Here is a 13,104-nt window from a genome sequence, read left to right as displayed (position 1 = left end):
TCAGGCAAACGCCCGCAACCTGCGGATCGTTTCCTCCGCCTCGCCGATTGCCTCCGGCGTGCCGACCGTCAGCCAATGGCCTTCGAGCACCATGCCGAAAAGCCGTCTGCGCGCGATCGCCTTGTCGAAATAGATATTGAGGTTGAAGGCATCCTTTGGTGCATCGTCGAACAGCGACGGGTTCATGGCGATCGCGCCGGCATAGACGACGGGATTGGAGGGATCGTCGCGATAACGCGTCAGCCGACCATCGGCCGCGAGACTGAAGTCGTTCTTGCCGTTGTGACCCGTCGTATCCTCGATCCCAACGCAAAGCAGCGCCATGTCCATGTGTTGCGCATCGAAGAATCCGGCTAAGCGTTGCAGATTCGTTGGCCGCCCCGGCTGTTCGCCGATCCAGAAGAGGTCGGCATTCATGACGAAGATATTGTCGCGGGTCAGCAGCGTCAGGCCCTTTGCCAGGCCGCCGCCGGAATTCATCAGCGCTTCCTGCTCATCGGAAATGGCGATGTCGAGGCCTTGATAGTTCCCGAGATGATCGAGCATCTGGCCGGCGTGATGGTGAACGTTGACGACAGCCCGTTCGACGCCGGCCGCCACCAGGGAATCCAGGGCGTAGTCGATCATCGGCTTGCCGTCGATCTTCACCAGCGGCTTCGGGATCGTATCGGTGATCGGGCGCATGCGGGTTCCGAGACCCGCGGCCAGTACCATGGCTTGTCTGATGGTCATTCTGATCCGGAACTTATGATTCGCTCTGGCCTATTCCAGCCCTTGTGCACCAATCGCGCAAGGGGGCAAGCGTCTCATGCTCGAGCGCGACGTTCAGATAGGCGAGCGTGCGCGGCATATGTTTCAGATAGCCCGGCTTGCCGTCGCGCTGCAACAGGCGCACCCAGAGGCCGGCAAGCTTGCAATTGCGCTGCGCCGACATGATCGCCCAGGCTTTCATGAAGCCGGCCTCGTCGAAACCGGCCTGCGCGCGGCGAAGCATCAGATAATCATCCATCAGCTGCCGGAAGAGGTCCGGCTCGATCGTTACGCGCGCATCCTGGACGATCGAGGCAAGGTCATAAGCCGTGGGGCCGATCATCGCGTCTTGGAAATCGATGAGGCCGATCTTGCGAATACCGCTTTCATGTTCCCGCCAGATGATGTTCGGCGAGTGGAAGTCGCGCAGCAGCAGGTTCTTCTCGGCCATTGCGAGCTCATCGATGAGCGCATCCCAGATCGCCAGATATTCCGCCCGTTCGGCTTCCGCTACGGGTGCGCCCTGACGCTTCCAGGGCAGGTGCCAGTCGAGCACCAGCCGCACCTCCATCTTCATCGCCGTGCGGTCGAAATCAGGAATATGATGGACATGCCCCTTTCCAACAGGGATGTCCTGCGGAAATTTCAAGGCGTGCAGTCTGGCCAGGCAGGCAACGCTTTCGCGATAGCGTTCTATGATCGGCTGTCCGTGGGGACCCAGCACGCCTTCGCTGCCAAGATCTTCTATCAGCAGGATACCCTGATCATAATCCACCTTGTAGACTTCGGGCGCCGCAAAACCGTCCTTGCGCAGCGTATCGGCGATCGCCACGAAGGGATAAGCGTTTTCGGCAAGATGCGCGACTTTGGGATAAGGTTTGCCGTCGAGAACCGGCGGGCCTTCAGCAAGCGGCGGCCAGTCCATTAGGATGATGCGTTGGTTCCCGGCTTGCGGATAGATCGCCTCATAGGCACGCAACGAGGCATCACCGGTCAGGAAGCGGCGTTTCGCTGCGGGGTAGCCGGCGGTATCAAGGAAAGCGCGGATCGCCAGGACGCGGCGGATGCGTGCATTTTGCGCGCCAGCGGCTTTGATCGTTGCCCGGCGGCCGTTGCCTTCATGCGCCAGCGTCAGGTTGATGCGCTCAGCGGGCAGTTCGCTTTCCGCCATCTCCGGCCATTCGACGAGACAGATACCATTCTGCAGAGCCTCGTCGAAGCCGAGTTCCGTCAGTTCGGTGGGGTCGCCGAGCCGGTAGAGATCGAAATGCGAAACGGCGATGCGCAGATCGTAGGATTGCACCAGCGTGAAGGTCGGGCTCGGGACCTCGAGCCCTTCGTCATCGGCCATGGCGCGCAGGATCGCGCGGGCAAGTGAGGATTTCCCCGCGCCGAGATCGCCGGAAAGGGCAAGGCAATCGCCGGCTTTCAGGGCCAGCGCCAGGTCTTCGCCGAGGCGGATGGTAGCCGCCTCGTCTTTCAAGAAAAGCGAGATCGCGTCACTGGTCGTCATTCGGCGGCAGCGGAATGCGGTACATCGACCGAGGGGATACGGCAGACGACGGTCGTGCCCTTGCCCGGCTCGCTGTCGATCGTCACGTCGCCATGATGCAGACTGACGAAGCTGTCGACGATCGAGAGGCCGAGGCCGGCGCCGCCGCGTTTGCCGCTTTTCGCCCCTGTGGCAAAACGGTCGAAGACGGTCGCGATCATGTCAGGTGAGATGCCTGGGCCGCGATCGCTGACGGAGAAGACGAAATCCGTGCCTTCGCGATGGCATTCCAGTGAGATCGAGGTTCCTTCGGGCGAGAAATTGGCCGCATTGGACAGAAGCTTCAGAAGGATCTGCTTCAGCCGTTGCGGATCGGCAACTATCGAGCCGAGATAGGCCGGGGCGGTGATTTCAAGCGCCACGCCGCTTTCGTGGAGGCGGTCAGCGATCTGCATCGAGACGTCGTCGAGCAGGTCGTTGAGATCGATATCCGCATAATTGAGGCGCATGATGCCGGCATCGACCGTCGCTAAGTCGAGAATATCGTTGACGAGTGTCAACAGAACCGAGGATGAGGTCGAAATGTGGTCGATATATTCGGCCTGCCGCTCGTTCAGCGGCCCGACGCCCTGCGTGCGCAGGAGATCGGTAAAGCCGATAATGTTGGTCAGCGGCGAGCGCAGTTCGTAGGAAACGTGCTGGACGAAATCGTTCTTCAGTTCGTCGGCCTTGCGCAGCGCCTCGTTCTTCTCGGTCAGCGCCCGCTCGGCACGCACGCTGTCCGTCATGTTGACGAAGGTTAGCATGGTCTGCGCGTTCGGCAGCGGGATGACGGCATAGTCGAGCACGAGGCCGGAGAAGAGTTCCAGCGTTCCTTGGCCCGAGCGGCGTTCGTCGTCGAAGCTGGTGATCAGTTCCGCGAAGGTCTTCCAGCCGTCCGGCCGATCATAGGACGGCGCGCAGGCATCGCCGAGCGCACGGATATGGGTGCCGGGCTTGGCTTCGGTTTCGGTGATCCCCCAGAGGGCGCGGAAGGCCGGGTTCGAAAGGCGGATGCGTCCATCAGGACCGAACACCGCCACACCTTCCGAAAGATGGTCGATCGTTTCGCCCTGCACCTTGACCAGCGTGTTGTAGCGCGTTTCGAGATCGACCTGTTCGGTCAGGTTTTCGAACACCCAGGTGGCGCCGCCCTGCGGATGGGCGGTCGCAAAGACCCGCAACGTCTGCCCGTTCGGCAGGTGCCAGAGATCGGATTGCGTGTCGAGCGCGCGATAGACGGAAAGTGCTGCTTCCTTCCAGCTTTTCCAGTTGAGCTGGTCCGGCAGCTTCTTGGCAGCCCGCAGCCGTTCGAGCAGCTCGCTATTGTCGGGCCGGCCTTCGAGGAAGGCGATATCCAGCTCCCAGAGCGCAACGAAGGCCTGGTTGTAGAATTGCAGCCGGCGGTCGCCGTCGAAGATGGCAACAGGTGTGGCGAGATGGTCGAGCGTTTCGGCATGGCTCTTCAGCGTCCGTTCCAGCTCGGCGCGCACTGCCTCTATGTCGGACACATCGATCGCGATGCCGGCCGAGCCGCCGGGAAGCCTGACGTCGACGACGTCGAAGAACGTGCGGTTGCCGTGCACGACCGTCGAGATCTTGTCGTGGAAGGGCGATTCCGGCGTCGTCGTCGCGCGAATGCGTTCGCGCGCGACGGTCGTCAGCATCTCGCGGCCTTCATTGATCGCCTGCTGCGGCGATCGCGCTTCGACCGCCTCGCCATAAGCCTGGTTGACCCAGGTGAGGCGGCCCACCGGATCGCGCTGCCAGGCCGGCATGTCGATCGCGTCGAGCATGGTCTGGAAGGCCGAGATCGAGGTCATCAGCCGGTCGCGCTCGATCCTGAGCTCTGCGAGCTCGGCGCGCAGATTGTTGAGCGCCACGAAACGGACGAAGGCGCGCCCGCCGGAAACCCGGCCCTGCGCCTCGAGGATTTCGTCGCGGATGGTTTCGACCACCATGTCGAAGCTCTGCGCTTCGTCGCGCAGCCGGTCAATCGCTTTTTCCAGCTCGGAAGCCGAGCGTGACTTCAGCCACAGGCCGAAGGCCAGGAATTCGCCGTCCTGCGGCGCGCCGGTCTCGGGCGGAAGCTGGCCGAGCAGTTCGGGGCGTGCATTGCCGTCCCAGATGACGATCCGCCGGTTCTTGTCGGCGATCAGAGCCTGGTATTGCGAAATGCGCTGCTGGGCATCGGAGAGCGCCGAGCGGATTTCCCGGCTCTCGTTTTCCAGGTTGCCGCGCTGGCGCACGAGCCACAGCGTCGACAGCAAGGCTGCCGATATGACGCCGATGACGACGGAAACACCGATCACCTGCGAGGATGTGAAGAGGTGAGCCGAGGCGGCCGCCTGCTGCTCCGCTTGTGCCAGAGCCGGCCGCGCCAGCGCGGCAAGCGCCGTGCCGGCCGCGCAGCTTTTCAGGAAGCGCGCCAATGGTCCGTGCTCTTGCTTTGCGGCCTCGTGTGCCGTTGCAGATTTATATCCTTGGCCTGCCATGAGCGGGCGGCGATCGGCGCGAGCGCCATCATCCGCCTGATCGGGCAGGCTGCTTTTCATTTCCGACATCCGCGGTATGTCTCCGTCCTTCAATGTGCCGCATTACGACAAGACATCCCATTTTCGCAGCGGTCGGACAGGGTCCGGCGCCACGAATCAAGTCTTAAAACAATACTTCGGAAGGGAATCGGCGGGAAGGGAGCGTCCAAAAAATAAGCCACGGCATTTGTCAATGCCGTGGCTTCTACATCTTGTGGATATTATCGATCAGATCAATATCTGTAGTGGTCGGACTTGAACGGGCCCTTCGGCGAGACGCCGATATAGGCAGCCTGTTCCTCAGAAAGCTCCGTCAGCTTCACGCCGAGCTTGTCGAGATGCAGGCGTGCGACCTTTTCATCGAGATGCTTCGGCAGGATATAGACCTGATTGGCATACTGGTCGGGCTTGGTGAAGAGCTCGATCTGCGCCAGCGTCTGGTTGGTGAACGAAGCCGACATCACGAAGGACGGATGGCCGGTGGCGTTGCCGAGGTTGAGCAGACGGCCTTCGGAAAGAAGGATGATGCGGTTGCCCTTGGGGAATTCGATCAGGTCGACCTGCGGCTTGACGTTGGTCCACTTGAGATTGCGCAATGCAGCGACTTCGATTTCGTTGTCGAAGTGACCGATATTGCCGACGATCGCCATATCCTTCATCGCCCGCATATGATCGATGCGGATGACGTCCTTGTTGCCGGTGGTGGTGATGAAGATATCGGCCGAGGAAACGACGTCTTCGAGCAAGACGACTTCATAACCGTCCATCGCAGCCTGCAATGCGCAGATCGGATCGGCTTCGGTCACCTTGACGCGGGCGCCGGCGCCGGAGAGCGAAGCGGCAGAACCCTTGCCGACGTCGCCGTAGCCGCAGACGACGGCAACCTTGCCGGCCATCATGACGTCGGTGCCGCGACGAATGCCGTCGACCAGCGATTCCTTGCAGCCATACTTGTTGTCGAACTTCGACTTGGTGACCGAGTCGTTGACGTTGATCGCCGGGAAAGGCAGCAGGCCCTTCTGGCTGAGCTGGTAAAGGCGGTTGACGCCGGTCGTCGTTTCCTCGGTGACGCCCTTGATCGCGTCGCGCTGCTTGGTAAACCAGCCAGGCGAAGCGGCTAGGCGCTTCTTGATCTGTGCGAAGAGGATTTCCTCTTCTTCGGAATGCGGATGAGACAGCACGTCCTCGCCGGCTTCTGTACGGGCGCCAAGCAGGATGTACATGGTGGCGTCGCCACCGTCATCGAGGATCATGTTGGAAAGGCCGCCATCGGCCCACTGGAAGATCTTGTCGGTATAGACCCAGTAATCTTCAAGCGATTCGCCCTTGATGGCGAAGACAGGCACGCCGGAAGCGGCGATCGCGGCAGCGGCATGATCCTGCGTCGAGAAGATGTTGCACGAGGCCCAGCGGACTTCGGCGCCGAGCGCGACCAGCGTCTCGATGAGCACGGCCGTCTGGATAGTCATGTGCAGCGAGCCGGTGATGCGCGCGCCCTTCAGCGGCTTTGTCTGGCCGAATTCGGTGCGGCAGGACATCAGCCCCGGCATTTCGGTTTCGGCGATCGTAATTTCCTTGCGGCCGAAATCCGCAAGCCCGATATCGGCGACGACATAATCTTTTTCAGTGCTCATAGAGGCCTCCAGGCTGAAAAACGTCTCAAAATTGGCGCAGGCGCGAAGATGACCCGCGTGCAAGCGCACGGCATGTCCGCCGTTTAGCAGGCTTCGCCGGTGATGGCAATAAGGATATAAAGAAGTCTTTATATGTTTATATGAACTCGACCGGAGCTCACATCTCCTCGCCGAACCTGTTCTGGATCAGCTGGTCCAGGGCCTCCAGCGCTTCCTCGGCCTGGCTGCCGCTTGCCGAAACGACGACGCTCGAGCCGGGGCTTGCTGCAAGCATCATCAGGCCCATGATGGAGGTTCCGCCGACCGTCATTCCATCCTTGGAAACGGTGATGGCGGCATCGAAGGTCTCGACCATCTGCACGAATTTGGCGGAAGCGCGCGCGTGAAGACCGCGCTTGTTGATAATGAGGAGTTCCCGGGAGAGCGATGTCATGAATGCCCGTCATTTTCCGCTGAGCACACGGCTCGCGACATTGATATATTTCCGCCCGGCTTCGGAGGCCTCGACCAGCGCCTTCTCCATGTTGTTCTCGCCGCGCACGCCGGCAAGTTTGATCAACATCGGCAGATTGACACCGGCAATGACTTCGGTATGGCCGCTGCTCATGACTGATATGGCGAGATTGGACGGCGTGCCGCCGAACATGTCTGTCAGGATGACGACGCCGTGGCCATCATCGGCACCGGAAACGGCTTCCAGAATGTCCTGCCGTCTTTGATCCATGTCGTCTTCGGGGCCAATACAGACCGTCTCGATGAATTTCTGAGGACCGACGACGTGCTCGACAGCATGACGAAACTCTTCAGCCAGCTTGCCATGAGTGACAAGCACAAGTCCGATCATGATATTACTGCTCCCATATACGCAAACGGTGGCCCCAATATCGCAACGCAGCAATTACGTCCACCGGTGGGGGCACATCTTGGCTATGAAAAGCCGAAGTGCAAGATAAAAATGCGAATATATAAGGCAGATTGACTAATCCGGAAGGCCTCAGCGCCCGATATCCGGCACTTTTGCCATCAGGATCGCAAGGGGTGAGGAAACGCCTGTGAGCAACCGCAATGCGGGAAGCGAAAAATCGGCGGCAAGGCTCACCATTTCGCCCTCGGGAGGCACCCGGTCTTCACCGGTGGCGGTGCCCGGAAGCACGGCATAATGCATGGCCGCTCTTGGAATATGGTCCTGACGAACGATGCCGGTGCCGCGAAGTTCGATCAGCCCGGTGATCGACGGCGGGCATGTGGCGATCACCGCTCCGGCCTCTCTTGAGAGAAGGACCTGGTCGTCGGCGACCAGCGCCGTGAAAAGCCCGAGCCGGCGCGCCTCGGTCATGCAGGTGAAGGCCAGCATCGATTTTCCCCAGCCGGAGGGGCCGCTGAACAGCAGCCCCGTCTTGCCGACGACGATCGCCGTCGCATGGACGTTGAAAGCTGCCTCGGTCATGCTGCGGCGCCGATTGGCAGAGAGAGGATGAAGCGCGCGCCGAGTATATGCCCGCTCTCGGCATCAGTGATGTTTTCGGCTCTCAGCGAACCGCCATGCGCTTCGGCGATCTGCCGGCTGATCGAAAGGCCGAGCCCCGAATTCTGGCCAAAGCCTTCCGCCTCCGGCCGGTCCGTATAGAAGCGTTCGAAGATACGGTCGATATTTTCCGCCTGGATGCCGGGGCCGTTGTCTTCGATCGTGGTGACGCAGCGCGAGCGTGTCCGCACCAGCCGCACGGTAATCTTGCCGCCCTTTTCCGGCACGAAAGAGCGGGCATTCTCGATCAGGTTGGCGATAATCTGGCCGATGCGTAGATCGTGGCCGTTGACGACGAAGCGCGTCTTGACGTTCGGCTTGCGTTCGATCGCATATTCGATTTCCACCTGCTTCTTGGTGCTCCTGACCTGGCGCGAAACCTCGATGAGGTCGCGCAGCAGCACTTCCATGTCGACGGAGCCGGCATCGACGCGTGCGAGTTCGGCGTCGAGACGGGAGGCGTCGGAGATATCGCTGATCAGCCGGTCGAGGCGGCGGACATCGTGCTGGATGACGTCCATCAGCCGCTTCTTGGAATCGTCGGATCGGGCAAGCGGCAGCGTTTCGACGGCGCTGCGCAGCGAGGTCAGCGGGTTCTTGAGCTCGTGGCTGACATCGGCCGCGAAACTCTCGATCGCATCGATGCGGTCGTAGAGCGCCGTCGTCATCTCGCGCAATGCGATGGAAAGGTTGCCGATTTCATCCTGGCGGGCAGAGAAGTCGGGAATTTCCTCACGCGTCTTGGCACCGCGGCGGACGCGGATGGCGGCTGCCGAAAGACGGCGCAGCGGATTGGCGATGGTCGACGACAGCACCAGCGAAAGCAGCACGTTGACGAGTGTCGCTACGCCGAAGACGCGCATGATGGCAAGCCGCTCGGCATGGACGATATTGTCGATATCGCCCGCCTGCGTCGACAACAACAGCACGCCGAGCACGGCGCGGAAGCGCTGGATCGGCACGGCGACGGACACGATGAGTTCACCTTTTTCGGTGGTGCGCACGACTGCGCCGCGCACGCCGGTGAGCGCATTCATCACTTCGGGATAGATCGAGCCGTCGCCGCCCGGCGCTTCCTTATAGAGCGGCAGATTGCCGGGCTGCAACGCCTTGTTGAACAAGGTGGCGAACCACTCGCTCCAAGTCTGTTTCTCTTCTTCCACCGGCGGCAGGTCGAAGCGCAATACCTGGCCGCGCGAATAAAGATGGCGCGAATCGAGCAGCAGGTTGGCATCGGCATCGAAGATGCGGGCGCGCGTGCGCGTCGGCGAGATCAGCCGGCGCAGGACCGGCGCGACCTTTTCGGGATCGATCGGGAATTCGAGATCCTCGTCGTTCGGCACCGGAGTGATGCTCTGGCCGGCCTGCAGCTCGAGCAGCTTCTGCGGATCGATGGTAATCGAGTTCGTATCGACCGACGCGGAGGCCGAAACGGCGCCGGCGATGATTTCGCCCTGCGTCAACAGGCTTTCGGCGCGGGCGTCGATCAATCCCTCGCGGAACTGGTTAAGGTAGAGGATGCCGCCGACGAGCACTACCAGCGCGACGAGATTGAAGAACAGGATGCGCCGCGTCAGGCTCGAAAAGACGGCATTACCGAAGATGCGGCGGATCAGGGTGAAGGGATGCGACCAACGGCGGCCACGAACGCGACGGGTGCTCACGCCCTCCGCATCGTCGAGATCCCTTTCCTGCACCAACTGTGCCAATGACAGGCCCTTTCGAAGGGCGGGGCCGGATGGACCGGCCCGCAGCCCTCAACATTTCCGACAGCGCCGCGCGTCTTTTCAGACGCGCCAAGGACGCTGTGACATTTTGAACTGCTGCATAATTTGACCCTTAAACCGATGCCGATTTAGGGAATTATGCAGGAGCGCGCTGCGCCGCTTGGGGCTCAGGCTGCTTCGCGGAAGCGGTATCCCACTCCGTAGAGTGTTTCAATCATATCAAAGTCGGTGTCGACCATCTTGAATTTCTTGCGCAGCCGCTTGATGTGGCTGTCGATGGTCCGGTCGTCGACATAGACCTGTTCGTCATAGGCTGCGTCCATCAGCGCGTCGCGGCTTTTGACGACGCCGGGGCGCTGCGCCAGTGAATGCAGGATCAGGAATTCGGTCACCGTCAACGTCACGGCCTCGCCCTTCCAGGTGCAGGTATGGCGTTCCTGGTCCATGACCAGCTGTCCGCGCTCCAGCGAGCGGGCTTGCTGCACCGCGCCATTCTTCGGCGCGCCGGTGGGGCTGGTACCGGCGGCGGCGGCTTCGCGGCTTGACGCGCGCCGCAGGACGGCGCGCACGCGCTCCACCAGCAGACGCTGCGAAAAAGGTTTGGTGATGAAATCGTCGGCGCCCATCTTCAGGCCGAAGAGTTCATCGATCTCCTCATCCTTGGAAGTGAGGAAGATGACGGGAATATCCGACTTCTGCCGCAGGCGGCGCAGCAGTTCCATGCCGTCCATGCGCGGCATCTTGATGTCGAAGATCGCCAGCTGCGGCGGTCGCGCCAGCAGGCCGTCGAGCGCCGAAGCACCGTCCGTATACGTCTCGACCTTATATCCTTCGGCCTCCAGTGCGATCGACACCGAGGTGAGGATGTTGCGGTCGTCATCAACGAGCGCGATTGTCGGCATGGTGTTGGTCTCCGTCATCAGTGCGCAATCTCCCGGATTTGCTCTCCCCAGGCGGTCTCAGTGACCGGATGCGCTTATGGAGGATAAAGGTGGAACAAATTGTGGCAAAGATAAAGAGGAGGATTGCCGTAAAATTCGCCAGCAATCTTAGGTAGTGCGTCTGAATGTATAAACGCGACCCATTCAAACGATTTAAAATTAAGACAATAAATTTAAATCGATTAATTGTTTGATATCACTGCATTTTCTCAAGTTTTCCATCTTGTGTTTTAAAATTTCTGCCCGTATTTTCGCGATTAGTTTTAACGGCAACGAGCCTGAGCGAAGGGAACTAGCCATGGAAATGTTCGGAGTTCATAACCCGGCAATAGAGCTGGCAACGGTGGGATTGGGCGGCGCAGCCAGCGTTCGCTACAACTTTTCCGCCGCCGCGCTCTATGAAGAAGCGATCCGCCGGGGCGAAGCCGAACTGACCGCTCAGGGCGCATTGCGGGCTATCACCGGCCAGCACACCGGCCGTTCGCCGCGCGACAAGTTCGTCGTTCGCGATGTCAATACCGATGGCGAAATCTGGTGGGACAACAACAAGCCGATCTCGCCGGAGCATTTCGCCGTGCTGCGCGACGATATGCTGGCGCATGCCGCGGGCAAGGAGCTTTTCGTCCAGGATCTCGTCGGCGGCGCCGAGGAAGGCCATGCTCTGCCGACCCGCGTCGTGACCGAATTCGCCTGGCATTCGCTGTTCATCCGCAATCTGCTGATCCGCCCTGACACCGCAGCGCTGTCCGGCTTCGTGCCGAAAATGACGATCATCGATCTGCCGAGCTTCAAGGCCGATCCGGCCCGCCACGGCTGCCGTTCGGAAACGGTGATCGCCTGCGATCTCACCAACGGTCTCGTCCTCATCGGCGGCACCTCCTATGCCGGCGAAATGAAGAAATCGGTCTTCACCGTGCTCAACTACCTGCTGCCGGCCAAGGGCGTGATGCCGATGCACTGCTCGGCCAATGTCGGCCCGGACGGTGACGCGGCGGTGTTCTTCGGCCTTTCCGGCACCGGCAAGACGACGCTTTCGGCCGATCCGGCCCGGACGCTGATCGGCGATGACGAACACGGCTGGAGCGAAAACGGTATCTTCAACTTCGAAGGCGGCTGCTACGCCAAGACCATCCGCCTTTCGGCCGAAGCCGAGCCGGAAATCTATGCAACAACGCAGCGCTTCGGCACCGTGCTGGAAAACGTCGTGCTGAACGAAAGCCGCGAGCCGGATTTCGACGACGGGTCGCTGACCGAGAACACCCGCTGCGCCTATCCGATGGACTTCATCCCGAACGCGTCGGAAACCGGCCGTGCCGGGCATCCGAAGACGATCATCATGCTGACCGCCGATGCCTTTGGCGTCATGCCGCCGATCGCCCGATTGACGCCTGATCAGGCGATGTATCACTTCCTCTCCGGCTACACCGCCAAGGTGGCCGGCACCGAAAAGGGTGTCGTCGAGCCGGAAGCGACCTTCTCCACCTGCTTCGGCGCGCCTTTCATGCCGCGGCATCCGGCCGAATATGGCAATCTGCTCAAGGAGCTGATCGGCCGTCATGGCGTCCAATGCTGGCTTGTCAATACCGGCTGGACCGGCGGCGCCTATGGCACCGGCAAACGCATGCCGATCAAGGCGACGCGTGCGCTTCTCGCTGCCGCCCTCAGCGGCGAACTTGGACAGGCCGAATTCCGTGCTGACACGAACTTCGGCTTCGCCGTACCGGTCTCCGTCGACGGTGTCGATGGCAGCATTCTCGATCCGCGCTCGACCTGGGCCGACAAGACAGCCTATGACGCACAGGCCGAAAAGCTGGTCTCGATGTTCATCGCGAACTTCGCCAAGTTCGAAAATCATGTCGATGGCGGCGTCCGTGATGCGGCCCCCGGCGTAAAGGTCGCTGCCGAATAAGCAGATCAAACCTCTGACTCACGTGAAACCCGGCATCGCAAGATCGCCGGGTTTTCCATGTCTCAGCCGATATTTTCAATTCGCCGCCGATGTGAGATAGAACGCCGCATGGCCAGCGACGCGCTTTATATCGATGACAGGATCACCATCGCCGGATGGGAGCTGACGGAACAGTTCGTTCTGGCGGGCGGTCCCGGCGGGCAGAATGTCAACAAGGTCTCGACCGCGGTCCAGCTGTTCTTCAACATCGCGAATTCGCCGTCCCTCAATGATCGAGTCAAAACCAATGCGATCAAGCTCGCCGGCCGGCGTTTGTCGAAGGAGGGCGTGCTGATGATCGAGGCGAGCCGGTTTCGTAGCCAGGACCGCAACCGCGAGGATGCGCGCGACCGGCTGAAGGAACTGATCCTCGAGGCTGCCAAGCCGCCGCCGCCACCGCGCAAGAAGACCAGGCCGACCAAGGGCTCGGTCGAACGCCGCCTGAAGGAAAAATCCGGCCGCTCGGAAGTCAAGAAAATGCGCGGCCGCCCGGGCGGCGGCAGTGGTGAGTGAC

Annotated in this window: 11 protein-coding genes; 2 read left to right on the top strand and 9 right to left on the bottom strand. The window is 60.9% G+C overall.

What is annotated here, in order from left to right; genetic code table 11:
* From OIU37_RS24740 to OIU37_RS24700, 9 genes are all read right to left on the bottom strand, one after another.
* Entirely contained in the window at nt 1-732 is a 732-nt protein-coding gene (locus OIU37_RS24740; RefSeq protein ID WP_264258922.1) for a nucleotidyltransferase family protein, read from the bottom strand.
* A gap of 13 nt (nt 733-745) precedes the next feature.
* Nucleotides 746-2,263 carry a tRNA (adenosine(37)-N6)-threonylcarbamoyltransferase complex ATPase subunit type 1 TsaE gene (gene tsaE, locus OIU37_RS24735; RefSeq protein ID WP_182208684.1) on the bottom strand — a complete coding sequence of 506 codons (1,518 nt, stop codon included), beginning with the start codon at nt 2,261-2,263 and terminating at the stop codon, nt 746-748.
* Entirely contained in the window at nt 2,260-4,845 is a 2,586-nt protein-coding gene (locus OIU37_RS24730; RefSeq protein ID WP_180696647.1) for a PAS domain-containing sensor histidine kinase, read from the bottom strand. Before OIU37_RS24730 ends, tsaE begins: the two co-directional genes overlap by 4 nt.
* 203 nt (nt 4,846-5,048) lie before the next feature.
* A complete protein-coding gene (ahcY, locus tag OIU37_RS24725; RefSeq protein WP_264258921.1) occupies nt 5,049-6,449 on the bottom strand; it encodes an adenosylhomocysteinase in 1,401 nt (466 codons plus the stop codon).
* Between the two features lie 157 nt (nt 6,450-6,606).
* Nucleotides 6,607-6,882 carry an HPr family phosphocarrier protein gene (locus OIU37_RS24720; RefSeq protein WP_003544133.1) on the bottom strand — a complete coding sequence of 92 codons (276 nt, stop codon included), beginning with the start codon at nt 6,880-6,882 and terminating at the stop codon, nt 6,607-6,609.
* A gap of 9 nt (nt 6,883-6,891) precedes the next feature.
* Nucleotides 6,892-7,293 carry a PTS sugar transporter subunit IIA gene (locus OIU37_RS24715; RefSeq protein WP_003544139.1) on the bottom strand — a complete coding sequence of 134 codons (402 nt, stop codon included), beginning with the start codon at nt 7,291-7,293 and terminating at the stop codon, nt 6,892-6,894.
* Nucleotides 7,294-7,443: 150 nt separating this feature from the next.
* The gene (locus OIU37_RS24710; protein ID WP_171604389.1) at nt 7,444-7,896 is read right to left on the bottom strand and encodes an HPr kinase/phosphorylase; all 453 of its coding nucleotides are present in this window, start codon (nt 7,894-7,896) and stop codon (nt 7,444-7,446) included.
* The gene (locus OIU37_RS24705; protein WP_011649861.1) at nt 7,893-9,683 is read right to left on the bottom strand and encodes a sensor histidine kinase; all 1,791 of its coding nucleotides are present in this window, start codon (nt 9,681-9,683) and stop codon (nt 7,893-7,895) included. Before OIU37_RS24705 ends, OIU37_RS24710 begins: the two co-directional genes overlap by 4 nt.
* A 185-nt stretch (nt 9,684-9,868) precedes the next feature.
* Nucleotides 9,869-10,603, bottom strand: coding sequence for a response regulator transcription factor (locus tag OIU37_RS24700; RefSeq protein WP_011649862.1), 735 nt, complete (start codon nt 10,601-10,603; stop codon nt 9,869-9,871).
* Nucleotides 10,604-10,940: 337 nt separating this feature from the next.
* Here OIU37_RS24700 and OIU37_RS24695 point away from each other — a divergent pair, with 337 nt between their 5' ends.
* A complete protein-coding gene (locus OIU37_RS24695) occupies nt 10,941-12,551 on the top strand; it encodes a phosphoenolpyruvate carboxykinase (protein ID WP_264258919.1) in 1,611 nt (536 codons plus the stop codon).
* A 108-nt stretch (nt 12,552-12,659) separates the two neighbouring features.
* Entirely contained in the window at nt 12,660-13,103 is a 444-nt protein-coding gene (arfB, locus tag OIU37_RS24690; RefSeq protein WP_025396530.1) for an alternative ribosome rescue aminoacyl-tRNA hydrolase ArfB, read from the top strand.
* Nucleotide 13,104: the final 1 nt, after the last annotated feature.

This window comes from Rhizobium sp. BT-226 (genome assembly GCF_025847085.2).
Taxonomy (GTDB): Bacteria; Pseudomonadota; Alphaproteobacteria; order Rhizobiales; family Rhizobiaceae; genus Rhizobium; species Rhizobium sophorae.
The sequence above is the reverse complement of the archived record's forward strand: the minus strand, read 5'-3'. Positions and strand labels throughout refer to the sequence as shown.

Coding starts and splice junctions, on each gene's coding strand:
- OIU37_RS24710 (WP_171604389.1), bottom strand. CDS start 7,896: ATGACCGAGGCAGCTTTCAACGTCCATGCGACGGCGATCGTCGTCGGC.
- OIU37_RS24695 (WP_264258919.1), top strand. CDS start 10,941: ATGGAAATGTTCGGAGTTCATAACCCGGCAATAGAGCTGGCAACGGTG.
- OIU37_RS24700 (WP_011649862.1), bottom strand. CDS start 10,603: ATGCCGACAATCGCGCTCGTTGATGACGACCGCAACATCCTCACCTCG.
- tsaE (WP_182208684.1), bottom strand. CDS start 2,263: ATGACGACCAGTGACGCGATCTCGCTTTTCTTGAAAGACGAGGCGGCT.
- arfB (WP_025396530.1), top strand. CDS start 12,660: ATGGCCAGCGACGCGCTTTATATCGATGACAGGATCACCATCGCCGGA.
- OIU37_RS24715 (WP_003544139.1), bottom strand. CDS start 7,293: ATGATCGGACTTGTGCTTGTCACTCATGGCAAGCTGGCTGAAGAGTTT.
- OIU37_RS24730 (WP_180696647.1), bottom strand. CDS start 4,845: ATGTCGGAAATGAAAAGCAGCCTGCCCGATCAGGCGGATGATGGCGCT.
- ahcY (WP_264258921.1), bottom strand. CDS start 6,449: ATGAGCACTGAAAAAGATTATGTCGTCGCCGATATCGGGCTTGCGGAT.
- OIU37_RS24740 (WP_264258922.1), bottom strand. CDS start 732: ATGACCATCAGACAAGCCATGGTACTGGCCGCGGGTCTCGGAACCCGC.
- OIU37_RS24720 (WP_003544133.1), bottom strand. CDS start 6,882: ATGACATCGCTCTCCCGGGAACTCCTCATTATCAACAAGCGCGGTCTT.